A 26,019-nucleotide genomic window follows, 5' to 3' on the forward strand; every position below is an offset into this window, starting at 1 on the left:
TCAATCTTCTTCTGTTGTTGTCAATTTAGTTTTTACCTGTTCATCGAGGTATTTGAAAATTACGTACAATACCGGGATGATAAAGATGCCGAGCGTAACGCCGATTAACATACCTCCCGCAGCCCCGAAACTGATGGAATGATTGCCCTGAGCAGACGGACCTACCGTCCACATTAGCGGAATCAGACCGGCTACAAACGCCAGGGAGGTCATCAGAATTGGCCGAAGTCGCATACGCGCACCTTCGAGGGCAGATTCATAAATACTCAACCCTGCCTGTCGTTGTTGCACGGCGAATTCGACAATAAGGATGGCGTTTTTTGCCAACAACCCAATGAGCATAATAAGCCCCACTTGCACGTAAATGTTATTCTCCAATCCGACAAGATTGACGAGTGTATATACGCCGATCAATCCTACGGGAACGGAGAGCATCACCGCTAAGGGTAAGATGTAACTTTCATATTGAGCTGCCAATAGAAAGTAAACAAAGAGGATACTCAATGCAAAAATTAATACAGTCTCGTTGCCCGATTGGCTTTCTTCCAGACTCATGCCCGTCCACTCATAGCTGTAGTTGCCGGGCAGGTATGCGGCGGCTGTCTCTTCCATCGCCTTCATTGCTTCGCCGGTACTGTACCCTTCAGACGGTATCGCATTGATGGCAATGGCGTTATATAAATTGTAACGGTTTACAATTTCAGGTCCCATTACTTTTTTAAGGGTTACAATGGTATTTACGGGCACCATTTCGTCCGCACTGTTGCGCACAAAAATGGATTTGAAGGATTCGGGTTCTGCACGGTATTCAAAGTCTGCCTGCATATATAGACGGTACTGTCTGCCGAAACGGTTGAAATCGCTCACCATGACTCTTCCGTAATATCCTTGTATGGTTCGCATCATCTCGTTGATACTCACACCCAGGGCTTTCGCTTTTACGGGGTCTACCTCCAATAGGTACTGTGGGAAGTTGGCGTTGAATGTGGTGTAGGCAGACGCCACTTCCGGCCGTTTTTCCAGCTCGCGCATGAAGGTATCTGCCACCATGCCAAAATCCCACATCGAGCCACCCATGCGATCCTGTAATACGAATTCAAGGCCGGAGAAGTCGCCGAATCCTTGAATGGTGGGGCGTGGGAATACGCTGAACGATGCTTCGGTAATCTTGGACAAATCCTGACGTATGGTGTCCATGAGGACGTTGATGTTCCGGATCTCCCCACGTTCTTTCGCAGGCTTGAGGTTAATGTAGCCGACGGCAAACGCTGAACTCGCGCTGGCATCAATGGCGTTATATCCGGAAACGGTGGTCATTCCCTCGATGGCTTCCCGTTTTTTCAAGATACTGTCCGCTTTGGATAGTGCGGCAGTGGTACGGGCCAGCGACGCCCCCGGGGGCATGGAAAGTGAGTAGGTGATAAAGCTGTCGTCTTCTGTAGGAATAAAACTCGGTGGGGTGCGGTTCATCAGCCATACGCCAATGGCAGTAACAAGTGCGAGTCCGCCCAGCGCTAACCATTTGCGTGCAGTTAGAAAGCGCAGCGAACCAATATACTTGTTTGTGACAGTTGCAAAGCCGGTATTAAATGCACTGAAAAACCGGGATTTAAACCCGCTAAAGCCAGGTTTCTTTTCCGTAGTGGTATCAGCCATCGTATCGGCCACCGTCGTAGGCGTCGGATGTGCATCCGACTTTCTGAGCAGCAATGCGCAAAGTGCAGGGGTAAGTGTCAACGCATTCAGGGCTGAAATCAGAATAGCCGTAGCCAGGGTATAGGCAAATTGCTGGAAAAATACGCCTGAAGGACCGCCCATGAATCCGACGGGAAAAAATACGGCGGACATAATGAGGGTGATGGATACGATGGCACGTGTGATTTCGCCCATCGTAGAGAGGGTCGCTTTCCGGGGCCCGAGGTTTGTCGAGTGCATCTTCTGATGCACAGCCTCGACCACCACGATAGCGTCATCTACCACGATGCCGATGGCCAGTACGAGGGCAAACATGGTCAGTACGTTAATGGAAAATCCGAATAGCTGAAGGAAGAAAAACGTGCCCACCAGCGAAACCGGGATGGCGATGGCCGGAATGAGTGTCGATCGGAAATCCTGCAGAAAAATGAATACAATGATAAACACCAAAATGAACGCTTCGAAAATCGTGTGCTGCACTTGATTAATGGATTCATCAATCTGATCGCGTACACTGTAAGAAATTTCATATTGGATGCCATCGGGAAAGTCTTTGGAGAGCCGTTCCAATACATCACGTATTTGGATGTCGATTTCCCGTGCATTGGAACCACTGGTCTGAAGAATGTTCAGGGTGAGCCCCGGGTGTCCGTTTACCTTGTTATCGCTTCCGAGGTTAGTGGCGCCGAGTTCGACCCGGGCAATGTCTTTCAGGTAAAGTACGGAACCGTCTTCGTTGGTTTTAATGACAATTTGCTCGAACTCTTCTGGCGTGGTAAACCGCCCTTGGTGCCGTAAGATGGTCTCGAAAGCCTCATCGGAAGTTTCCCCGAATTTCCCGGGCGCAATTTCAAAGTTCTGGTCCCGGATAGCTGCCCGGACGTCCTGCGGAATCAACCCATATACGGCCATCTTTTCCGGATTCAACCAGGTACGTATTGAATAATCACGGGCTCCTACACGCCGTACCTCGCCCACACCACTTACCCGTGCCAATTCGCGCATCAGGTTAATCTGTGCGTAGGCTTGCAGGAATGTTTCATCATATAGGGTATCGGGGCGGTTGCTGAAAATGTTGATGGTCATGATGATCCCGCTTTGGCGGGGCTCGACCGTGATCCCCGATTCGATAACTTCGGCGGGGATACGGGCATTCGCTTTTGAAACCCGGGTTTGTACGTTTACCGACGCCTGGTTTGGATCGGTACCTGTTTTAAAAAAAACGGTAATATTTCCGGATCCGGAGTTGGTGGCCGACGAGCGTATATAGGTCATGTTGGGAACGCCATTAATTGCTTCTTCGATGGGAAGCAATACGGCACCGGCTACAGTTTCCGCATTGGCTCCTGGATAGGACGTCGAAACGGTGACACTCGGCGGTGCGATTTCCGGAAACCGGGTGATGGGTAATTGCCACATCGATACCAATCCAAGAATTACCAGCAAGGTGGAAATTACGGTGGCTAATACGGGTCTATTGATGAATGTTTTGAGCATTACATTTCGTTTAAAACGTGTGCCAGCAGCGGACAGGAATCGCCGCCGATAGCATCAAGCGTTAGCTGGGAATAAATGAGAAAGATGTTTACTCTGCAGATGCTGAGGGAACAGTTAGGGGTTTGATCTCCATTCCGTTCTCGAGTTTATCAAGCCCGGACAACACAATCCGGTCGCCCGGTTTGATTCCGTTCTTTACGATATACTGCTTTCCGCTTTTGCCGGTCACTTCGATCGCTTGTTGCTTTACCCGATTATCTGGTTGGAGTGTATATACAAAGATCTTGTCCTGCAATTCGGTGGTAGCGACTTGGGGTACCGTCAGTACGCTGCGCTGGCGTTCTTCCATTTTGAGTGTGCCGGTATTGCCCGAACGGAGCACATGGTCTTTGTTGGGAAATGTAGCCCGCAGGCTGATGGATCCGGTCGTACGGTTTACCTGGCCATTGATGGCGTCTACCACCCCCTTTTCGGGATAAACGGTGCCGTCGGCCATTACCAAGGACACATTAGGAATCAACTGTGCCGTGTCGGCAGAACCGGTTGATGTTGAATCCGATTTGCCATATTTTTTACGGAAATAAAGAAAATCCGACTCACTCATTGCAAAGTAAACATATACCTCGCTGATATCGGAAAGTTCGGTCAGCGGATCGCTGCTGCTTACTAGGTTACCCACACGTTTCGGTATACGTCCGATAAAACCACTTACGGGCGCCTTGATGGTGGTGAATCCCAGGTTAATGCGCGCACTTGCGACAGCTGCCGACGCTTGGGCGAGCGATGCTTTGGCAACGTCGTAATCAGACAGCGCGGCCCGAAGCCTTACATCCGAGATCACGTCGTTCTCAACCAACGGCTTCAGCCGATCTACTTCCAGCTTCGCATTCTCCAATTTTGCCTTTTCGACATTTTCGTTTGCGATGGCATTGTTCAATTGTTCCTGATAGGGCTGTGGATTGATCTTGAAGAGTTTTTGACCTTCTTTCACAACGGCGCCTTCATCGACGTATATTTCTTCCAAAATCCCCTCAACCTGTGGACGTATTTCCACATTTACCTTGCCTTCTATGGTTCCCAAATAGTCTTTTACGGTAATAGCGGTTGCCGTGTCTATTTGCTGCACGGGCAAGGCAATTGCATTGCTTTCTGCATCGTTGGTTTTTGAAGATCCCGTGGAGCAGCTGAAAATTACAAAGAGTGATAATGTGATTAAGCCTATGATTATGAGTGTTTTGCTATTTAATTTAATTGAAATGTTCATGTTCTTTCTGTTTATTGTTCCGGTACCTGCGTATTGTTTGTTCTGTGATAAATGATCGATGGTTTTTACGCCAGTCGGTTTACGGGATAGGGGTCAGATAGTGTGCCAAACATTTCCTGTAATACCGTGTTATGATTCCAAATGGATTTGGTTTATACACTACACAAAGAGCAGATTCCTGTCATTGTAACCGCAATTCATCAGGGACATAGGGTAGCAGCCCCTTTAATGGAATATATGCATTTGCAGGAACACGAGCGTTTTCGCGAGGAAGATCCTTACACGGGCTATATGGCAAACCTGCCTGTCAACCGGATTGTCGTAGAAACTTCAAGATTTCAGGTCGATCTTAATCGCCGACGGGAACAAGCCGTATACCGTAGACCGAAAGATGCTTGGGGGTTAACTGTTTGGGAACCCGCTTTACCCGAACTGATGGTTGATCGGCTGCTGGAAGGGTACGATCGGTTTTATGCAGAAATGGATCAGCTGCTGCAATGGGTCCTGGCGCTATTTGGAAAATTTGTGGTATTGGACATCCACAGTTACAATCACAGGCGCACACGTCCCGACGAATCAGCCAGTATCGGAGAAAATCCGGAACTTAATATTGGAACCGGTCACAACCATGAAAAATGGAAACCGCTGGGGCATTGCCTGGCCAGTTTTCTGGCACATCACCGCTTCGAAGACCGGTTTCTGGACGTCAGAGAGAATGTTAAATTCAAAGGGGGAGGTTTTTCGGAATGGATTAATCGGAATTATGGTGCGTACGGTTGCGTGTTTTCGCTGGAGTTCAAAAAAACATTTATGGACGAATGGACCGGTTGGGTGGATATCTCCCACCTAAATCGCATTCATGCCATGCTCGGTGGATGCATTCCGTTTCTGTTGCATATGCTTGATACACCCGTTAAACCTTCTTTTTTGCATGGACATTGATGATAAGAAACATATCCAGCGTATTCTTGATAAGCTGAAGAAAAGCAAACCTGTGTTTATGAGCTTGCCCTGTGGCGGTGAACTCCGGATCGAAAGGCCGCTTCCCTACCTATTGGTGTACCGCGTTCCTCCCGATGGAGAAGATGCATTTACATCGACCCTGGGGAAAACCGAGTCGGCTTACCTGGTGGCTCCAGATACAGAGGAATGCCCCATAAATCCGATTATTTACGCAATAGCCGGTGCGATGGCCGACAAGTTCGGCGGGTTTATGCTGTTGGAAGTCTGGCTGTCAAATCGTGCTGATTCGCCTACATTCAGCATCCATATCAGCCAGAAAAGCGCGTTACCGATCGCTGAAAAATTACAGTCGGAGTTGCAACGCATTCATCTCATCCAAGTGCCCGGTGTACACACCACACTGGAAAAAGACAAGAAGATGCCTTCACCGCCTTATTACCAAGCGCTGTACGGCGCGGAAGAGGCACGGAAAAACGAGATCATCTTGATTGGATTGGAAATCAGACCCGTTTACATTAATCAACAGACGGGAGCACCCTATCCACTGTTCTTGCGGGAACTGCGTGAAAATTTTGTAAAAGCATTGCGCAAAAGTTTTTTTGAGTTCGTGCGTATGAAGACCTCCTACAGCGCGGCGAATTTCCAAATGCTGGGCACGACGGAATTGCACGAATCCGTATGGGAAATCGACGAGAAGCTGGCGGAATACAGCAATCAATTTGATTTTCTGCTATTGGTGACGCCAATTAACGCACAGGAAGCCTGGCGGAGCTTTTCCCGGACCAAATACCGAAAAAATCCGGCGTTTCACTATCGGCCCATGCCAATCGATCCCGAACTCATTAAAAGGAAGCTGTATAACCTGCCCATAGAAGCGATTTCGGACCCGACCATCGCTTATCTTTTCCGTGATAAACGAAAGGAAATCGACCGGATGCTCAACATGCTGAGTGAACGGGAAAAGCCAGATTTCCTATATAGCAGTCAGCAGCTTTTTGGCAATGTCGAGGAAAATTTGCTGGAAATTGCGCGCGCCATACTGGTGGCCTCGGAGCCTCAACAAGTACCTGCAGAGCGTGAGATGCTAGATGCCAATGCTTTTGCAGCGTTGGCAAAGGCAGAATTGGAATACTTGAAACAGCAGTACAATACGGTGTCTACCGCTGTGAGGGTACGGGACGACGTGGAGGGAGTCATGGTATCCCGCGGAACGCTCAATATCAGTAGCCGATACCGCATATCCCAAGAGCGTGCTTTTGCCTTGTTGCAACACGAGGTGGGTACCCATGTAGCCACCTACTACAACGGCATGGCCCAACCCTTTAAGCTTTTTTATGTGGGGGTACCCGGTTACGAACAATTGCAGGAGGGGCTCGCGGTACTCAGCGAGTACATGACCGGAGGGTTAACCAACCAACGGATGCGCACCTTGGCGGCACGCGTACTGGCCGTCCATCACATGTTGGCTGGCAATCCGTTTACCGATACGTTTGATATGCTGGTAGAAAAGTACAGCTTTAATCCCGAAACGGCTTTTTATATTACGATGCGAGTATATCGCGGCGGGGGACTCACAAAAGATTCGGTATACCTAAAAGGACTACTGAATGTGATTGAATACGTGAAGGAAGGAAATGATATCTCACAACTGCTCGTTGGAAAAATAAGACAAGACTACCTTCCGATCATCCAGGAGCTGCTGCATAGAGGACTGCTGAAGCCTTCGCCGCTGCGTCCTAAATACCTCGAAAAACCATATGTAGCGAAGATCGACGAAATAAAAAAGGGGGGCAGTGTGTTTAAAATGATTGGGTGATTATTTTGCGAAGCTGCAAAGACGCGAAGTTGCAGAACCGCGACTTCGCAAAACCGCGACTTCGCAAAACCGCGACTTCGCAGAACCGCGACTTCGCAAAACCGCGACTTCGCAAAACCGCGACTTCGCAAAACCGCGACTTCGCAAAACCGCGACTTCGCAAACTGCAAAAAGATAAAAAACAATAAATATGACCATTACATTTGTCGTGAATCAAGTACGGAAAGAATTGGCAGGCTATACGACTACGGCGCTGGCCCTGGAAGCGCATCGACGTGGACACACTGTGTATTATGCAGGAGTCGGAGACCTGGTTTACCTATCGGATGGACGAGTAGGGGCCCATAGTCGGAAGGTGCCTGACCGCGAATTCCGGTCGCGACACACCTTCCTGGAAGCTGTGGTGGCCGAGGAGAAGCAATTGACGAATTCCAAAGATTGGGATGTTATATGGCTGCGTAATGATCCGGCGGCAGATCTGGAGAAAAGGCCATGGGCACAAGATGCAGGCGTCCTGTTCGGGCAGTTGGCACAACAACAGGGAATTTTAGTGCTCAACAATCCGGACGGCCTGATTAAAGCTTCGAATAAAATGTATTTGCAGTATTTTCCAGAGTCAGTGCGGCCGCAAACCATCATCACGCGTAATATGGCAGATGTCGAAGCTTTTTACCGCGATCAGCATCACCGGATTATTCTTAAGCCCCTGAAGGGGTCTGGCGGAAAGAATGTCTTTCTCATCGATAAAAAGGACGATAAAAATCGGAAACAGATCGTTGAGGCAATCTGCAGGGATGGGTTTGCGATTGCGCAGGAATACCTGCCCGCTGCAAAGAAAGGTGATATCCGTTTATTTTTGATGGATGGAGAACCGTTGCTGAAGGAAGGAAAAGTCGCGGCCATCAAACGTGTGCAGCAGGTTGGCGAAATCCGGAGCAACATCCATCAGGGAGCGAAAGCTAAAAAGGCCGCTATGAATACCGAGATGACGCGCATCGTCGCATCGGTGGGCCCACTGCTTAGGCAGGATGGAATATTTTTGGCTGGGTTAGATATTGTCGGCGACAAGCTAATGGAAATCAATGTTTTTAGTCCGGGTGGACTGATCCACGCCTCCGAATTTCAGCGTGTGGATTTTATGGATGAGGTCATCTCGGCCATCGAAAAGAAAGTGGCAGATAACAGGTAAAATGTGTAGATTTGGTGATACGTTCGTTGCGCATGGCCGGTATCGTGCAGACACTTCACCAAATCGGGACTTTTATCTACCAGTGGTATTGGATACCGCTGTTGTTGGTGTATATTGCCATCATCCTGACCATCTTGATCGAAAACCGCAATCCTACCAAAACAATCGCCTGGATTATGGTGATTGTCTTTGTTCCGGTGATCGGCATCGTAATTTATTATTTTTTTGGTCAGAAATTTAAAAAGATCAAGATATTCCGGATGCAAAACCGGGAAAAGCATGTTCGGCTGTTGAACGTGTGGGATCGGCTAACTCCCATTATGGACCACAACCTAGTTGTGTTGAAGCAATCTATGGGGCCGCTCAGTAGGGTTTTTGTCTTCTTGAAAAACCAGCGGATTGCACCTCCTTCACTGCATAACCGTGTGGAACTTTTAATCAATGGCGAACAAAAATTTCCCGAATTGTTCCGGGTAATCCGTGGGGCGACCCACCATGTCCATTTGGAATATTATATTTTTGAGCTGGATGAAATCGGTCTTGCACTGATTGCATTACTGGAAGAAAAAGCATCGGCAGGCATCACTGTGCGGATCATTGCCGATGCATTCGGATCGCCAAAGCTTAGGCGTCGGCAAAAACGTTTTGCTAAAGCCGGAATTCAGTTTATTCCGTTTATGCCGGTTACCTTTACTTCGCTGGCAAATGGAAATTATCGAAACCACCGCAAAATAGCTGTTATTGACGGACATACTGCTTTTGTAGGTGGTATCAACATCAGCGATCGGTATATCAACAGGGGGCGCCATTCCCCGTATTGGCGGGATACTGCTGTAAAAATCCAGGGCGACGCGGTAAACGTGCTGCAAACGCATTTTTGGATGAATTGGCACCTGGCCGGAGGTGAGTCTTTTAGCCTCCGGGATGGTTATTTCCACACGACACCGGCCCGGCCTGTTGGAGGTGCGGCCGTGAGTTTCGCCTTCAGCGATCCGGGTTCCAATGCGCCCTATAACATGGAAGCCATGTTGATTGGCATTGCTGAGGCAGCACATACGGTACGGATATGCACACCCTATTTTATTCCGAGTGAAGAGTTGAGTACGGCATTACAACTGGCCGCGGCTTCGGGCGTTCGCGTCGAATTGATGCTACCAGCCCGTTCAGATTCATTTATCGTGCAGCATGCTTCATTCTCTTTTTTGAAGCCCTTATTGGAACGGGGTGTGATCGTGTATTTGTACGAAAAAGGCTTTATCCATGCAAAAACCATTTGCGTTGATGGAAGATTGGCCTATATCGGGACAGTCAATCTGGATATCCGCAGCTTTTATATCAATTTTGAAGTCAGCGCCGTTATTAACGACTTGGGTCTATGTGCTCAATTGGATGCGCAATTTGAAGATGATAAAGCCGATAGTACGTTGTTGACGCGCGATGTTTGGATGCGGCGGCCGCGGTGGAAACGTGGAGTGGATTCGCTATGCAGGCTGTTAACGCCCTTGCTCTAAATGTTAAAATTAACCCGACTTTTGGCATAAACCGCCAAAAAGAATATCTTAGCCATTTGTTGCATCTAAGTATTGTTTTGAATGAACCGTATCGTTAAACTAGTCTGTTATTCCCTTTTTGTCTGTTGCCTAGCTATCGAATCCTATGCCCAACAGGATAGTGTTACTGTCAATACCGTAGTTGAAAAAACACAGAAGTTACTGGAAGCGTATCCCGTGGAAAAAGTGCACTTGCATTTTGACAAACCTTACTACGCAGTAGGGGATACGCTGTGGTTCAAAGCGTACCTGACCAGCAATATGTACAACTATGACCTGAGCAAAGTGGTTTACGTGGAGGTGATGAACGGAAAAGATTCGCTGATGCAGACCATGCGGATTCCGTTGACCCATAACGTGGGCGACGGTCATCTGGTGCTTGATCAGGAATGGTACGGCCAGGGTAACTACCGATTCCGTGCGTATACCAAATGGATGGTGAATTTCGACCCTGCTTATTTTTTTAACAAAATTGTACCCGTGGGTGACGTGCTGAACAATGCCCTTCACTATACTGTTACATTCAATGACCAAGGAAAAGGCAAAAGCGCCCGTGCACAGGCCGTCATCCAATTTAAGGATCGAGAAGGAAAACCGTTGAGCAATCGAAAGTTGAATTGGTCAGCACAGGTGGGATGGGAACCCATTGATGATGGCAAAGGTCAAACGGACGCTGTGGGTAACGTGATGATTAACATCAACGGGAAAGACCGGGATCGCCTGCAAAAAGGGAAATTGTACGTATCGGTTGAGTCGGGTGGCAGCGCTCCACCGCTACTGGGTACCATTCCGTTGCAGACGGCACTTTGGGATGCCGATGTCCAGTTTTTTCCGGAGGGGGGCGATCTCATTGCAGGATTATCCAAGAAAGTTGCCTTCAAAGCGATCGGAAGCGATGGGCGTGGATTGCCTATGAAAGGTAGCGTTGTGGACCAAAAGGGGACGGAAGTGGCTGCGCTGTCGGACCTACATAAAGGAATGGGATCTTTCACATTTATACCGGAAGCAGGGAATGCGTATACGGCCAATGTGACGTTTGAAAACGGTGAAAACCGAAGTTTTCCCTTACCTCCGGTGGTTGAACAGGGAATCAGTGTGACGGTGGTGAAATCCGACACATCACAGCTGCAATTGGCAATTGTGGCCAACGACCCATTTTTTGCTGCCCATAAGGGCAAGGCGTTTTACCTCATCGCGCAAACAAATGGGATTCTTTGTTATGCGGCACAGGCAGCTTTGCGCAATAATTCCGTAGTGGTAAACCTTCCCAAAGACCGCTTTCCAACGGGTATTGCGCAACTGACGCTATTCACGTCATCCGGCGCGCCGGTGAGTGAACGATTGGTTTTTGTGGAGAATATTAAACCGTTATCAATAACCATCAGCAGCGACAAAACAGCGTATACCACGAAGGAATTAGTCAAGTTAGGCATACAGGTTGCCAACAACGATACCATGACCGTTGGCAATTATTCGGTAGCCGTAGTAGACGAATCCAAGGTGCCATATGAGGAAAATAAAGAGACAACCATATTGAGCAACCTGTTGCTTACGTCCGATTTGAAGGGCTATGTGGAGGAACCGAATTATTATTTCAATCAGCCGGATGACCACAAACGGGAAGCGCTGGATGTGCTGTTGCTTACGCAGGGATACCGGCGATTTTCGTATACGGATATTTTGGCAGACCGCTATCCGGAAGTGCATTTTTTTCCAGAACAAGGCATTGAAATATCCGGCGTATTGCGTTTAAACAATGGAAAGCCTGTGGTCAACGGCGGATTATTGTTGTCTATTCCCGATAGAAGCTTCCGTAAAGATACCTATACGGATGAAAACGGACGCTTTGTATTTAACGACTTGGTGTTTACCGACTCGTCACGCGTAACGATCAATGCCCGCGGTAATGACAATTACCGGAATATGGTCATTAATGTGGACCCTACGCGATATCCCGGAATTGATACCACGGCTTATCGGGCGGATGACGTGTTGAATATCGATGGTGTGTTTGCACCTTACCTGACCAACAGCCGTAACGAATACCGGACATCCATCTTGTTGGAAGAGGTGGAAGTGACGGCTTCCTCGCGACCGAGTTTTTCACACAAAGATTATCCGGCCATTTCGGGGCTGGGTATGGCCGATCACCAAATCAGCGCCGATCGGCTAAAGGGATGCAACAACCTCATTATGTGCCTGCAAACGGCTCTTACCGGCATTACTTATGACAGTCAAAGTCAGCTTTTCTTCATTACCCGTGATTACAACGCGGGAGGACGTATTCCGGTGCAGTTTTTTGTAAATGGAATGGCTATGGACGTCCCTTCGCTCAACGGGATTATGCCGGCAGAAGTGGAGGGGATTGAAATCTTTCTGCGCGATGAACTGGGTACGGTAAGCCGAATGTATCAAAACAACGGGGTGGTGTCTATTTATACCACGAAAAAGCAGGAAAAGGGTCCCCGCATGTCACTCAGCCAGATCGAAGCGTTATTGCCGAAAAGCAATATCATTGATCTTACGCCGCTGGGGTACGTGGAAGAGCGTAAGTTTTACACGCCCAAATACGACACGCCCGAACGCCGTGCGGTGAACGATATCCGGACAACGGTGTATTGGAACCCCGAAGTGAAGACGACCGAAGATGGTACGGCGCAATTGAATTTTTATAATGCGGATGGGATAGGCAGCTATCGTGTCGTCGTGGAAGGGGTAGATGCTACGGGGAACATCGGCCGTGCCATATACCGGTATACGGTGAAGCAGTGATTCAATAGGTAACATATGCGGAAAATCATCCATATTGACATGGATGCGTTTTATGCTTCGGTAGAACAGCGGGATTTTCCGGAATACCGGGGTGTTCCGTTGGTGGTGGGCGGTCCACCCAATAGTAGGGGTGTGGTGGCGACCGCCAGTTACGAAGCCCGCAAGTATGGGGTCCGCTCGGCTATGCCATGCAGCCAGGCTGCCAGACTGTGTCCACACGCTGTATTCGTGCCGCCCCGGTTTGACGCTTACAAAGCCGTTTCGGCTAAAATCCGTGAGATCTTTCGACGTTATACCGATGTGATAGAACCCCTTTCGTTGGATGAAGCGTATCTGGATGTGACAACTGATAAGCGGGCGATTGGGTCGGCCATGGAAATTGCACGGCAGATTAAAGCGGCCATCCGCTCAGAGCTTGGTCTCACCGCATCGGCGGGGATTTCGGTCAATAAGTTCGTGGCCAAAATTGCGTCGGACATGCAAAAGCCCGATGGACTGACATTTATCGGCCCGTCACGCATTGAGCGGTTCATGGAAAATCTACCGGTGGAGAAGTTTTTCGGGGTGGGGAAAGTAACGGCGGCAAAAATGAAGCAGATGCAATTATTTACCGGCGCCGATCTTAAACGCCTGTCGGAAGTGGAGCTGGTGCGGTTATTTGGAAAAAGCGGACGTTTTTATTACCACATTGTACGGGGAGTCGATGATCGCCCTGTGCAGCCTGACCGCGAGCTGAAATCGATTGCTGTGGAAGATACGTTTGGCGAGGACCTGCACCGGGTAGCCGCCATGGAGGAGGAACTTGAAAAAATTGCCACTAAATTAGCTGGGCGGATGCAAAGCCGCAAATTGAAAGGGCGTACCATTACGCTGAAAATCCGATTTGCTGATTTCCGATTGATAACCCGCAGCCATTCCCTGCCTTATTACACGGATGCAGGGGAAGAAATTTTGTCTGCTGCCCGTAATTCCCTTCAATTGGTGATGGCGCCAGAACCCATCGCGGTTCGCTTGCTGGGGATATCGGTTAGCAATTTCGATCGCATCAACCTGGCCTCCAATCAGCTTTCCTTGTTTTGACCGGTGTTTGGACGGGAGGGTAGTTCGAGGGGCTCGTCCTCCACTTCCTCTTCTTTCATCACGACTTTCACCGCATAGGATGACGGCCATACGCCCCGACCGTAACGGAGTGCGTAAACTTTTGTAAATTCAGCGCCAAAGTAAAGAATAGCTGCTGAATAATATACCCAGAGCAGCAAAATGATAATGGCGCCCGCGGCTCCATAAGCGGAGGCTGGTGCACTGTATTGCATGTAAAGTGAAATCAGGTACCTGCCCAGCATGAAAAGGGCGGCCGTGAAGATAGCACCACCGGCTACATCCCGGAAACGCATCCGTGCATCGGGCAGAAAGCGGAAGATAAAAGCAAACAGGGACGTAATGACGATAAACGTGAGTCCAATGTTTACCCATTCGACCAAATAGACGGAAATTTCGGGGAAAAAGCGTGTAATCTGCGAACTGAGTGCCACAATGATTCCATTGGCAATGAGGGAAACAATCAGCAGGAAGCCAAGTCCCAGTACCATGGAAAAGGAGATGGCGCGGTTTAGGAGCATCTTTAACCATCCCTTTTTCGGCTTAGGTCGCACACCCCATATCCGATTCAGCGAATCCTGTATTTCAGTGAAGATGGTCGTAGAACCCAGGATCAAGGTGCCGATGCCCACCGCAATTCCAATTCCCGATTTATTGGATAAACCGATGTTCTGGATGATTTGCTGGATCTGTGCGGCCGTTGCCGGCCCGAAGATCGCTGCAAATTCCTCAAAGACCGCTGATTGAGCGTCGTGTTCGCCGGCTAGGATCTGGCCGTAAAAAAAGCCGACCAGCCAAATGACGATGAGCAGCAGGGGTGCGATGGAAAAGATGGTGTAGTAGGCGAGTGACGCACTCATCTTCATGGCATTGTCGTTGGAAAATTCCGAAAATGTGTTGCTCAGCAACTGGAAGATGTCTTTATAGAAGGATTTTTTAAAAAGCCTCATACATACATGCTTGATGTATTTAATAAACGAGAAACGGGTAAGGTTGTTTATTCGCGGTAGATATCTTCGATTTCTTTTTCGTAGCGCTGTAAAATAACTTTACGTTTTAAACTGAGCTTGGGGGTAAGTTCTCCGGCATCGATTGTCCAGTCGGTTGCGAGCAGCGTAAATTTTTTAACCTGTTCCCAATGTCCGAAACCTTGGTTCAGCCGATTGATTTCACGTTGGTATTTATCAATGACTTCCGGTTTTTGAATCACCTTTTCCCTGGAATCGAAGGAAATTCCTTTGATTTTACACCAGTTTTCCAGCACATCAAAGGCGGGAACGATCAACGCCCCGGGGAATTTCCGGTTTTCACCGACGACCATTACTTGCGCGATCAATGTCGATTCCATGTACTTGTTTTCGAGCGCCTGGGGTGCCACATATTTACCGCCCGCTGTTTTGAACATTTCTTTCTTCCGATCGGTAATGCGTAGGAAACCCTCGGCATCCAACTCGCCGATGTCGCCCGTATGGAAATACCCTTCGCTATCGATGGCTTCCGACGTTGCCACTTCATTTTTGTAGTAACCCGCTGAAATGCTCGGGCCTTTGCACAGTATTTCGCCATCGGCGGCAATCTTTACGTCTACATGTTTCAATACTTTTCCCACTGTTCCGAATTTAACGCCACCTTTCTCCAGGCTGTTGACGGCGATAACCGGCGAGGTTTCCGTAAGGCCGTATCCTTCCAACACCGGTATGCCCGCCGCCCAGAATACCCGTGATAACCGGGGTTGCAGTGCAGCTCCACCCGAGACAATCAGTTTGATGTTGCCACCGAGCGCTGCCTGCCATTTGGAGAATACCAGCTTCCGAGCGACGGCCAGACGCATGTTGAACCAGGCGCCGTTCTTTTCGGGTTCCTTATTGTTGAGGCCGAGATTAAGCGCCCAGAAGAAAATGTGCCGTTTTACACCGCTGAGTTCCTTGCCTTTGGCTACAATGCGGTCGTATACCTTCTCCAATACGCGGGGCACGGTGGTAAACCCGTCGGGTTTTACATCGTTAATGTCGGCTACAATGGTGTCCAGGCTTTCTGCATAATGGATTTCTACACCTTTGGCAAAATATAAGTATACGACCATCCGTTCAAAGATGTGGCACAAGGGCAGAAAGCTGAGTGCCTTCCGGAAGTAGTCGGGCAGCAAATGATAGCAATCGTATACATTGGTGATGACATTTTTATGGGAGAGATGCACACCCTTTGGTTTGCCGGTAGTACCGGAAGTGTAAATGAGTGTGAGTAGATCGTCGGCATGTACGGCGTCCCGGTAGGGTGTCAGGTCCGTATCCTGTGTCGCACCTTCATCCACCAGCTGTTGCCAGGACGGCACGCCGTCCACGGGGTCGAACGAATAAATGGGGACATCCAGGTTGTTTGCTTGCAACGCTTCCGTTATCTTTTCGTGCAATTCGGTAGTGCTTACAAAAATAAGTTTAACGGCAGCGTCATCGATGATAAACGAGAGGTCCTGGCCCGAAAGGGTAGGGTATAGGGGGACAATCGCCGCACCAAGCTGGTTGATGGCAAAATCGCAAAAGTTCCATTCTGGTCGATTGGCAGACATCAGTGCAATTTTGTCGCCCTTCTGTATTCCTTTTGCTAGTAATCCCTTGCTGAGGTTGTCTACTAAGGATATAAAGGTTTCCGTTGGGTAGTTCGTCCAAATGCCTTCTGCTTTTCCTGCCACCATGACCGGTTTGGAATAGTGGGCTTCATAGTTTGTCAGAATGTCAAAAATGCGGGTTGCCGGTGTCATATATCCTACGTTGGTCTATAATCTATTTGTCGTTCACGCAGTAGCGCATTTAAAAGTACTAATTATTTAGAATAAACCCAACTGCGAAACCGCGAAACCACGAATTTACGAAACGTCGATTTTGCAATTTAACAAATGTTGGCATTTGTTTTGCGCAAAAAGGGACATGAAAGAAAATCGTTTCGCCGCGTTCATCGTTGTCTTTTTAGTAGGAATTTTTGCTTGTAAAGAAGCCGCCGCTCAGGAGAGCAATGCGTATACGGAGAGCAGTGCGTATACAAGCGGAATCGGGGGGCGCTTTGGGGTGGCAAACGGTATCACCTACAAACATTTCATCAACGAAAGTCATGCCATTGACGGAATTTTGAATTTTCAGGGAAACCGGAATTTTACGATATTTAAACTGCTGGGTCTATATGAGATCCATCAACCTGTCAATTTTGTTGACGTCGAAGGTCTCCGGTGGTATTACGGCTTCGGGGGAGGCCTGGGTGCTTATAAATATAAAGATACAGACGACAGTGGCATGGCATGGAGCTTTGACGGAGTTGTGGGCTTGGATTATAAAATACCGACTGCACCCATTAATCTATCGTTGGATTGGAAACCCACGATGGAACTGACGCCCGAATCGGGTGTGCGGTTTGACGGTATTGGATTATCAATACGGTTTGTGTTGCCATCAGCATTTGGTCGGCAGCTGACTTCTGGTTCCTAGTTTTTGATTTCCAGTTCCTAGTTCCCGATCCCCGATTACTCCTGCGAAAGCCAGATTTTTCCGAGGCGCTGCTGTTCGACCGTTGCGTCAGCCAACGGAATAATGCCAAACGACCCCCTGGTATCTTTTAGAAGTGTTACACGAAGCTGTTGTATTTTCCCGTCCCTTGCAATCAATACGTGCAGCACGTCGCCAATGGCCGCCGTTTGCAATACGCGGTTTAATTCTTTGCCATGCGCATCCAGCCGTTCCCCGTTGATGGCAATGATTTCATCCCGCACGTTGATGCCAGAATCCCATGCTGCGGTGCCCCTACCCACGCCGGTAACTAGTACACGACCGTCAGAAACCGAAGTTGAGATACCCAGGTCAGGTAATTCCCGTCCGTCGTTGTAATCAATCACTTCATAGCCTACCGCGTTGAGGTAGCGATTATAATCTAACGATCCGGTAGTATGTGCCGCATCGAAAATATCTGCTACCGATATACCGGTTACTTGTTCAATCAGTGTTTGTAATTCGAGTTCCTCAAACCCTCTTTTTTTCTGAACGTAAAACGTTTCATAAGCAGCTTTTAATACATCATCCAGTCGCTTTTCACCATTCGTTCCGGCAAGTAGCTTAAGGTCGAGCATCATGGCAAGCAAGGCCCCTTTATTGTAATAGGAAATACTCGTATTTGCCGAGTTTTCATCCGGGCGGTAGTATTTGATCCAGGCATCGAAGCTGGCCGAAGCGGCAGATTGCACTTGGTTGCCCGGCCGATTTTCAATGGTGTTGATGTCGCTGCTTAATGCCTGTAGATAGCTGGTTTCAGTAAGAAAGCCACAGCGCCTGAGCAAGAGGTTGTCGAAGTAGGCAGTGAAGCCTTCCATGATCCACAATGCGGTTGTATAGTTTTCGGCATCGTAATCAAACGGGCCGAGTTCAAGGGGACGTAGTCGCTTAACATGCCACAGATGGAAATATTCATGTGCCACCAATCCCAGAAATCCGACATACGACCGTTCATTCTGATAACCGTTGCGGCTGGCTCCCAGTACGGTTGAATTGAGATGTTCCAGGCCGCCCCCGCCCGACTGGTAGTTGTGCACGATGAATACATAGCGCTTGTTGGGATTTACGCCGAAGATGGCGGTGGCTTCCTCCACAATGGCGATACAATCCTTTGTTAAGCGCTCTTTATCGTAGTTACCCCCGCCTACCATGGCTATTTCGTGGAGTACACCCGCTGCTTCAAACGTAAACACGTCTTGATTCCCGACTTCGATCGGCGAATCGAACAGGATGTCAAAGTCGGCGGCTTGATAGGTTCCGGGTTTCCCGGCTACGGGCTCAAGCCCTGTGGAGATTTTGGACCAAGAAGCATGGGGAAGGATGGTGACCTCGGCAGGAAGCTCAAGGAAGCCATCGACGAATAAAAAAGTACCCGCAGGGGATAAGAAAGCATGACTGTCGTCAATGAAATTGGTTCGTACCGATACTTCAAAGCCGTAGACGCGGTATTGGACAGTCAGCGTGCGATTCTTTTTTGAGGCGATCCGCCATGTGTTTTTGTTGATTTTCTCGGTGGCAAGCGGAGTATCTTTCCCGTCAAATGCCTCCAAGCTTTCTACGTTTTTGGCATATTCACGCACCAGGTATGAACCGGGCGTCCAAACAGGCATTTTAACATCGATAAAGTCTCTCTGGAGATTTTCGATTTCCATTTTTATTTCAACATAATGCGCTTGTGGTTCTTTGAACGAGACCTCAAAATGGATACGTGGTTGGGAAGCAGCAGTGGAAGTCACGGCAGTTGTCATTAGCAAAAATAAGTTGGTGCGGATTTTTTTCATCATCATCTAATTCCAAATCTAGCTCAATTTTCCCTAACGGTTAACGTCGCAGTTGCCTGAGCGGTGGGCATGATTACCAGGTCGTTGATGTTGACATGTCTCGGGCGGGACACAGCAAACCATACGGCTTCTGCGATGTCGTTGGCTACGAGAGGTTCAAGGTTTTGGTATACGGCAGCGGCGCGTTCTTCGTCACCTTTGAAGCGGACAACGGAAAACTCCGTCTCCACCATGCCGGGATGAATGGCGGTCACCTTGACGTGTTTATTTAACAGGTCTATGCGCATTCCCTTTGTTAGCGCATCCACCGCATACTTGGTGGCACAATATACATTGCCATTGGGATACACCTCTTTCCCGGCGATGGAGCCGATGTTGATGATATGGCCTTCGTTGCGTGCTGCCATAATCGGAGCTACTGCGCGCGTCACATACAGCAGGCCTTTTAGGTTGGTGTCGATCATCCGGTCCCAATCTCCGATATCGCCCTCTTGAATTGGGTCGAGTCCCTGGCTTAAGCCCGCGTTATTGATCAGCACATCCACCTGTTGCCACTCACTGGGTAGATTGCTGAAGGTCGAGAATACTTCGTCTGCGTTACGTACATCGAGTGCCAGGAGGTGGGTTTTGATGCCATATGTCGCGATTAGCCGGTCTGAAAGTTCCGTCAGGCGGTCGATACGGCGCGCTGCCAGCAGAAGATCATACCCCTCGCGGGCAAGTACCGAGGCACATGCTTCGCCAATCCCTGCACTGGCACCTGTAATGAAAGCTGTTTTTTTAGACATGAGACATTAGATAGTTAAATTTGCCACTCATTTCAAATGAACCGGGTTACTCAAAAAATAAGCTGATTTGGAAGTTCCGCAAGGTCAGCCGATCAATTGGATTATTATACATATTGCGCTCCCGAGCATCCAGTAAGTTACCAATGCTTTGTACCCACCTAACTTCGGGAGACATCTTGAAAAAATCGAAATATATATCAAACCCGATGCCGGCCTCGTACGAAAAGTAACCGGGTTTGGTTTTTAACCGCTTTTCCGTCCCTGTTAATTGCGAATCATCTGTTGCTTTGCCAGATAATACATTGACAGAGTACTTGCCTCCACCAATGAGATAGCCGCGGTAATTACCCTTCCGATCTGACTTGAACTTTAGTAGCAACGGGAGATCGATGTAAGATGCCCGTACGGGCGCTTCGAGTTCTCGTTCGTGAGGATTATTCTGGATGGGTGTATAGCGGTAATTAACCATCTTATTGGAAAAGACCAGGGATGGGGTAAACCTTATATTTAGGTTTTCAGTCAGTTTAACATCCGCCAATAATCCCAGACCCACTCCGCTGGAAAATGGAGAATATACACCGTATAGGGAGTCTGCGGAAAATGAACTATTGGGCTCATCTGAATAAGGTAGCTGCCAATCAGGTTTCAGAGCGATCTTATAATCTGCAGTTACATAATGGAAACTGAACCCGAAATGTAATGTTTCGTCGTCTACACCGCCACCCCACCGCTGAAATTTTTGTTGGGCATGGACAGGAAGGGCTGCCATCAGCAGCCCGGTAACGCACGTGGCTAATATCGGGGAGGCAAAATTCATTTCGTGCCGATATAGAGGGTACAGATGCCGAACGTCTGCGGACGACTTACCGCCTGGCTGAAACCTGCGCGGCGGAGAATATCGGTGAATTTTTGCCCGTCTGGAAACTGGGCGACTGACTCGGGCAAGTAACTATACGCACGATGATCTTTTGAGAACATTTTGCCAATACGCGGTGTAACATGGTTGAAGTAAAAATGGTAAAGCTGCTTGACAGGGAATTTTCTCGGTTTTGAAAATTCGAGGATCACCGCTTTCCCGCCAGGCTTCAGCACTCGGCAGATATCTGTAAGGCCCTTTTCAAGATGCTCGAAATTGCGGACGCCAAAAGCAACCGTGACTGCATCAAACGTGTCGGTAGCGAAAGGAAGGTTTTCTGAATCGCCTAATGTAACCTCAAACCGGTCTCCAAGCCCTTTTTTAGCTATTTTTTCCCTCGCGACATCTAGCATGCCCTGGGAAATATCAACACCGATAATTTTTCGCGGATTCAGCATACGGAGTGCTTCCAACGCAAAATCACCTGTGCCCGTGGCAACATCCAGTATGTACTGAGGCCGGACTGCCTTGAGCGTTCGAATTGCTTTTTTTCGCCAGATGATATCAATGCCAAGTGATAGAAAATGATTGAGGAAATCGTAGGTGCCCGATATATTGTCAAACATATTTGCCACCTGCTGCTTCTTGTCTGCGTCGTTGTCGTTGTAAGGCTTTACTGTTTCGGATGTCGCCATGGTAGGCAAAGATAAGATTAATATGCGAAGTTGTGGTTTTGCAAAATTGCGGATTCCCGACGTTACGGTTTCGCGGTTCCGCAAATCCGCGCCTTAGCAACCTATTATTGTTAAGTAATCGTTAAGGATTTTTGTGCTAGGGTTTGATAATCAATTGGTCTTAAACCAAGTGGGGCTGCGTATCCATTTTTATTGTGCATTTTTGCTTTTCATTTTGTATATTAACAGTTTGTAAAGTTGTTAACACTTAGTTAACTAATTGGCTCAGAGAGGCTGTTTTATTTTTTTAACAATTTTTGCACAGTTGATGTTAATAACCTATCTTGCTAATCAAGCCTGTTTCAGGCGAAAAGGATTTGTGAAAAATGCATTGTGAAAAGGCTGTTCAGAACTTGTCTGCATGTGGCTGTCAAAAATCCCTACATTTGCTCTGCTGGTTTTGGGAGCAGCAGCCGGTGATAAGCCGCGGTTTCGATTCTACCATCATTTTTTAATGACGATATAGTATATGAATAACGAGAATGAATATGCCTCCAACCAAGCCGTTAATTCTTCCCGGGGTACGTTCGCAGAACGACGTACACGGTTGAATAACCTGGTGAGCGGATTGGGGAAATTACCCCCCCAGGCGGTCGATCTGGAAGAAGCGGTATTGGGGGCACTGATGCTGGAGAAAAATGCGCTCAGCGAAGTCATTGACATTCTCAAGCCCGAAACGTTCTACGTAGAAGCTCATCAAAAGATTTTTGAGGCGATCTATAACCTCTTTCAGAAGACTTCTCCGATTGATCTGCTTACCGTGACAGCCGAATTGCGCAAAATGGGCGCATTGGAGCTGGTGGGAGGTGCCTATTACATTACCCAGCTGACGGATCGGGTCGTGTCTGCTGCTAATATCGAGTATCACGCCCGCATCATTTCTCAAAAGTACATTCAACGTGAGCTCATCAAAGTATCCACAGAAATTATCAATAATGCATACGAGGATACAACGGATATTTTCGATTTGATGGATCATGCCGAAAAGAGCCTGTTTGATATTGCACAAAACAACTTGAGACGGGATACGCGGAAAATGGATGACATCATGCGGGAGGCCGTGGAAGCGTTGGAAACGCTCCGTGACCGTACCGATGGCCTTACCGGTGTGCCTTCGGGATTTACGGAGCTGGACCGGATGACGTCGGGCTGGCAGCCCTCCGACCTGGTAATCATCGCGGCCCGGCCGGCGATGGGTAAGACGGCTTTTGTCCTGAGCTGTGCACGCAATGCAGCGGTAGACCATGACAAACCGGTAGCCGTGTTTTCACTCGAAATGTCATCCGTACAGTTGGTAAACCGCTTGATTGCCGGTGAAACGGAAATCGAGCAGGAAAAACTGCGGAAAGGCAACCTGGCAGATCACGAGTGGACACAGCTCCATTCTCGCATCGGGCGACTTACCCAGGCACCGTTGTTGATCGACGACACACCCGCACTCAACATTTTTGAATTCCGTGCCAAATGCCGCAGGCTGAAAGCCCAATACGATATTCAGATGGTGATTGTGGATTACCTGCAACTGATGCACGGAAAAAACGATGGCAAAGGGGGAAACCGCGAACAGGAGATCGGCAGTATTTCCCGTTCATTAAAGTCAGTCGCAAAGGAGCTGAACATCCCGGTTCTGGCACTTTCACAGCTAAGCCGTGCCGTGGAGAGCCGACCGGGTGGGAGTAAACGCCCCATGCTGTCGGATTTGCGCGAATCCGGCTCCATTGAACAGGACGCTGATATGGTGCTGTTTTTATATCGACCTGAATATTACGGGCTTACCGAAGATGAGGCCGGGCGCCCGACAGCCGGTGTGGGAGAGGTCATCATCGCCAAGCACCGGAACGGTGAAACCGGGACGGTACAACTCCGCTTTGTAGGTAAATATGTGAAATTTGCCGATCTGGAAGACGACTTTTCCTTTGGCGGTGGCAACCCACCCGATTCCGGTTCGTTTTCGTCGGGCATGGCCCCGTCGACCTCGTTCGAGCAGCAGGGTAGCATCATCCGGCAGTCACGGATGAATGATATGAATGATGATTCGCCATTTTAGCGGGGCTATCGGCTAACAGCTGTCAGCTAACAGCCATTGACCGGCCCCCGAAGCGACCTCCGAAAGCCGAAAACTGACCTCCGACTTCCGAAAGCTGTTTCAGCTATGCTGATAATTTCGTACCTTTACGCCTCAATCAGAAACGACAGAAGAGGAATAGGATTTTGGATTATTTAGCAGGTTTAAACCCGTCACAACGGGCCGCAGTAGAGCAAACCGAAGGGCCGGTCATGATTGTGGCCGGAGCGGGTTCCGGCAAGACACGTGTCATTACATATCGGGTAGCTCACCTGGTGCGGCGAGGGGTCGATCCGTTTAATGTTTTGGTGCTCACCTTTACCAACAAGGCTGCCAAGGAAATGCGCGAACGCATTATGAAGGTGGTGGGCGATGAGGCTAAAAATATCTGGATGGGTACCTTTCACTCCGTATTTGCAAAGATACTGCGGGTGGAGGCCGAGCATATCGGGTATCCGCGCAATTTTACGATCTACGATACGGACGACAGCAAGAGCCTCATCCGTAGCATCCTTAAGGAGATGCAACTGGATGACAAGCTGTACAACGCAAGCTTTGTTTACAACCGCATATCATCGGCCAAGAACAACCTGATTTCTGCGCAGGAGTATAGCAGCAATGAGCAAATACAGGCTGAGGATTTCTCCAATGGACGGGGACAGCTGGGGCAGATCTACCTTGCGTATACCCAACGGTGCTACAAAGCAGGGGCCATGGATTTTGACGACCTTTTGTTCAAAACCAATGTGCTATTTCGGGAATATCCCGACGTGCTGCATAAGTATCAGCACAAATTCAAGTACTTAATGGTGGATGAGTATCAGGATACCAACTTTTCCCAATACCTCATTGTCCGTAAACTGGCCGCGATCAACGAAAATATCTGTGTGGTGGGCGACGACGCACAAAGTATCTATGCCTTTCGCGGAGCCAATATCCAAAACATCCTCAACTTCGAAAAAGATTACCCCGACCTAAAGGTCTTCAAGCTGGAGCAGAATTACCGTTCTACACAGAATATCGTAAACGCGGCCAACAGCATCATCGCCAATAACAAAAGCCAGCTCAAAAAGGAAGTGTTCTCGGAGAATGAAACCGGCGAAAAAATTAAGGTATGCCGAGCTTTCAGTGATAACGAAGAAGGTAAGATCGTAGCGGAATCCATTGCCCAGGAACGAGCACTTCAGGGGGGGAAATATCGTGATTTTGCTATTCTGTATCGTACGAATGCGCAGTCACGGGCCATGGAAGAAGCACTCCGTAAAATCAGTATTCCCTATAAAATTTACGGAGGAACCTCTTTTTACCAACGAAAAGAAATTAAAGATCTAATTGCCTATTTTAGGTTGACATTCAACCCGAACGATGAAGAAGCGATCAAACGGGTGATTAATTACCCGCGCCGCGGAATTGGGGATACCACCGTGGATCGTATTCTAATAGCTGCCGATCAACATCAGCTTACACTTTGGGATGTCATCAGCCAGGCGTCAACCTACTTGGATGGGAGAAGCGCGGGGGCTGTGGGCGTATTTGCTACGATGATACAAGGATTTCAGGTAGTGTCTAACCGCCATTCGGCTTTTGAAGCCGCCATGCACATCGCACAGCATTCGGGTATCTTGAAGGACTTGTATGACGATAAGTCGGTGGAAGGATTAAGCCGCTACGAAAACATTCAGGAGTTGCTCAATGGAATTAAGGAGTTCAGCGAACGGGAAGATATCGAAGAAAAGGGACTGGATGTATTTATGCAGGATATTGCCTTACTTACCAACGACGACAACGACAAAGATCCCAACGCCGATACGGTGTCGCTTATGACCATCCATTCTTCCAAAGGATTGGAATTTCCGCACGTATTTATCGTGGGACTGGAAGAAAATCTGTTTCCTTCGCAGTTATCGCTCAACTCACGCAGTGAGCTGGAGGAAGAACGGCGCCTTTTTTATGTGGCGGTTACCCGTGCTGAGAAAAAGCTGACGCTGAGTTACGCTACCTCACGGTACCGCTGGGGCACGCTGAATAATTGCGAACCCAGCCGGTTTCTGGATGAACTGAACCCTGCTTATCTCGAATTGGATTTCAAACCGCGGTCCGTATCTGAAAGCTCGGCTTCGTTTGCCGATGAACGCCAAGCTTGGGGGCAGCGGGATGTCTTTACCAAGCCCAAGCCCAAAGTACCACCGAAAACTACGGCTATTTTGCCCAAGGCGCATACGCCTACCCCTGGGTTTGCTCCTTCAGATACCGGCAATCTGCAGGTGGGCATGGAAGTGGAACACGAACGGTTTGGATTTGGGAAGGTAATCAACCTGGAAGGAAGTAAAAACGAGGTAAAGGCAACTATTTTCTTCCGGGAATTGGGACAGAAACAATTGTTGCTTAAATTTGCCAAATTGAGGATCGTTGGGTAAG

The 26,019-nt window shown here is 48.6% G+C and carries 17 protein-coding genes; 9 read left to right on the forward strand and 8 right to left on the reverse strand.

All coding sequences use genetic code 11. From position 1 onward, the window contains the following. Complete coding sequence (locus BMZ56_RS00670) at nucleotides 1-3,192, reverse strand: efflux RND transporter permease subunit (protein WP_090622629.1); 3,192 nt, start codon at nucleotides 3,190-3,192, stop codon at nucleotides 1-3. An 88-nt stretch (nucleotides 3,193-3,280) separates the two neighbouring features. Continuing rightward, entirely contained in the window at nucleotides 3,281-4,456 is a 1,176-nt protein-coding gene (locus tag BMZ56_RS00675; RefSeq protein WP_090622630.1) for an efflux RND transporter periplasmic adaptor subunit, read from the reverse strand. A 141-nt stretch (nucleotides 4,457-4,597) separates the two neighbouring features. On the opposite strand from BMZ56_RS00675, the gene BMZ56_RS00680 reads away from it, so the two are divergent. The 6 genes from BMZ56_RS00680 (at nucleotide 4,598) to dinB (ending at nucleotide 13,826) form a co-directional block, all read left to right on the forward strand. Further along, nucleotides 4,598-5,398, forward strand: a complete 801-nt coding sequence (locus BMZ56_RS00680) for an N-formylglutamate amidohydrolase (RefSeq protein WP_090622633.1) — start codon at nucleotides 4,598-4,600, stop codon at nucleotides 5,396-5,398. After that, a complete protein-coding gene (locus tag BMZ56_RS00685) occupies nucleotides 5,388-7,235 on the forward strand; it encodes a flavohemoglobin expression-modulating QEGLA motif protein (protein ID WP_090622635.1) in 1,848 nt (615 codons plus the stop codon). The genes BMZ56_RS00680 and BMZ56_RS00685 overlap by 11 nt, the downstream gene beginning before the upstream one ends. A 190-nt stretch (nucleotides 7,236-7,425) precedes the next feature. Next, nucleotides 7,426-8,424, forward strand: a complete 999-nt coding sequence (locus BMZ56_RS00690; protein ID WP_090622638.1) for an ATP-grasp domain-containing protein — start codon at nucleotides 7,426-7,428, stop codon at nucleotides 8,422-8,424. 14 nt (nucleotides 8,425-8,438) lie between these two features. Next, nucleotides 8,439-9,935 (forward strand): cardiolipin synthase, encoded by a 1,497-nt coding sequence (gene cls / locus BMZ56_RS00695; RefSeq protein WP_245893021.1) that lies wholly within the window; start codon nucleotides 8,439-8,441, stop codon nucleotides 9,933-9,935. A gap of 81 nt (nucleotides 9,936-10,016) precedes the next feature. Further along, a complete protein-coding gene (locus BMZ56_RS00700; RefSeq protein WP_090622644.1) occupies nucleotides 10,017-12,746 on the forward strand; it encodes a carboxypeptidase-like regulatory domain-containing protein in 2,730 nt (909 codons plus the stop codon). A 15-nt stretch (nucleotides 12,747-12,761) separates the two neighbouring features. Next, nucleotides 12,762-13,826, forward strand: a complete 1,065-nt coding sequence (gene dinB, locus BMZ56_RS00705) for a DNA polymerase IV (RefSeq protein WP_090622646.1) — start codon at nucleotides 12,762-12,764, stop codon at nucleotides 13,824-13,826. Here dinB and BMZ56_RS00710 read toward each other — a convergent pair. Together BMZ56_RS00710 and BMZ56_RS00715 are read right to left on the reverse strand one after the other, a co-directional pair. Beyond that, the gene (locus BMZ56_RS00710) at nucleotides 13,808-14,794 is read right to left on the reverse strand and encodes a YihY/virulence factor BrkB family protein (protein ID WP_090622648.1); all 987 of its coding nucleotides are present in this window, start codon (nucleotides 14,792-14,794) and stop codon (nucleotides 13,808-13,810) included. The two genes, dinB and BMZ56_RS00710, sit on opposite strands and share 19 nt — an antisense overlap. Nucleotides 14,795-14,841: 47 nt before the next feature. Then, nucleotides 14,842-16,602, reverse strand: a complete 1,761-nt coding sequence (locus BMZ56_RS00715; protein ID WP_090622651.1) for an AMP-dependent synthetase/ligase — start codon at nucleotides 16,600-16,602, stop codon at nucleotides 14,842-14,844. A gap of 166 nt (nucleotides 16,603-16,768) precedes the next feature. On the opposite strand from BMZ56_RS00715, the gene BMZ56_RS00720 reads away from it, so the two are divergent. Continuing rightward, complete coding sequence (locus BMZ56_RS00720) at nucleotides 16,769-17,320, forward strand: hypothetical protein (RefSeq protein WP_090622653.1); 552 nt, start codon at nucleotides 16,769-16,771, stop codon at nucleotides 17,318-17,320. Nucleotides 17,321-17,355: 35 nt separating this feature from the next. Here BMZ56_RS00720 and BMZ56_RS00725 read toward each other — a convergent pair whose 3' ends face one another. From BMZ56_RS00725 to ubiE, 4 genes are read right to left on the reverse strand one after another with little or no spacing between them, the layout of a single operon-like run. Beyond that, nucleotides 17,356-19,164: a M61 family metallopeptidase gene (locus tag BMZ56_RS00725; RefSeq protein WP_245893022.1), complete on the reverse strand. Its 1,809-nt coding sequence runs from the start codon at nucleotides 19,162-19,164 to the stop codon at nucleotides 17,356-17,358. A gap of 17 nt (nucleotides 19,165-19,181) precedes the next feature. After that, nucleotides 19,182-19,946: an SDR family oxidoreductase gene (locus BMZ56_RS00730; RefSeq protein ID WP_090622657.1), complete on the reverse strand. Its 765-nt coding sequence runs from the start codon at nucleotides 19,944-19,946 to the stop codon at nucleotides 19,182-19,184. Between the two features lie 46 nt (nucleotides 19,947-19,992). Beyond that, nucleotides 19,993-20,763 (reverse strand): type IX secretion/gliding motility protein PorT/SprT, encoded by a 771-nt coding sequence (gene porT, locus BMZ56_RS00735; protein ID WP_090622660.1) that lies wholly within the window; start codon nucleotides 20,761-20,763, stop codon nucleotides 19,993-19,995. Next, nucleotides 20,760-21,497, reverse strand: a complete 738-nt coding sequence (gene ubiE, locus BMZ56_RS00740; RefSeq protein ID WP_090622662.1) for a bifunctional demethylmenaquinone methyltransferase/2-methoxy-6-polyprenyl-1,4-benzoquinol methylase UbiE — start codon at nucleotides 21,495-21,497, stop codon at nucleotides 20,760-20,762. The genes porT and ubiE overlap by 4 nt, the downstream gene beginning before the upstream one ends. Nucleotides 21,498-22,005: 508 nt before the next feature. Here ubiE and dnaB point away from each other — a divergent pair. Both dnaB and BMZ56_RS00750 read left to right on the forward strand, forming a co-directional pair. Further along, nucleotides 22,006-23,583 (forward strand): replicative DNA helicase, encoded by a 1,578-nt coding sequence (gene dnaB / locus BMZ56_RS00745; RefSeq protein ID WP_090622665.1) that lies wholly within the window; start codon nucleotides 22,006-22,008, stop codon nucleotides 23,581-23,583. Between the two features lie 164 nt (nucleotides 23,584-23,747). Next, complete coding sequence (locus BMZ56_RS00750; protein WP_090622668.1) at nucleotides 23,748-26,018, forward strand: ATP-dependent helicase; 2,271 nt, start codon at nucleotides 23,748-23,750, stop codon at nucleotides 26,016-26,018. The last annotated feature ends 1 nt before the right edge of the window (nucleotide 26,019 follow it).

This window comes from Parapedobacter indicus, from assembly GCF_900113765.1.
In the GTDB taxonomy this organism is placed as follows: domain Bacteria; phylum Bacteroidota; class Bacteroidia; order Sphingobacteriales; family Sphingobacteriaceae; genus Parapedobacter; species Parapedobacter indicus.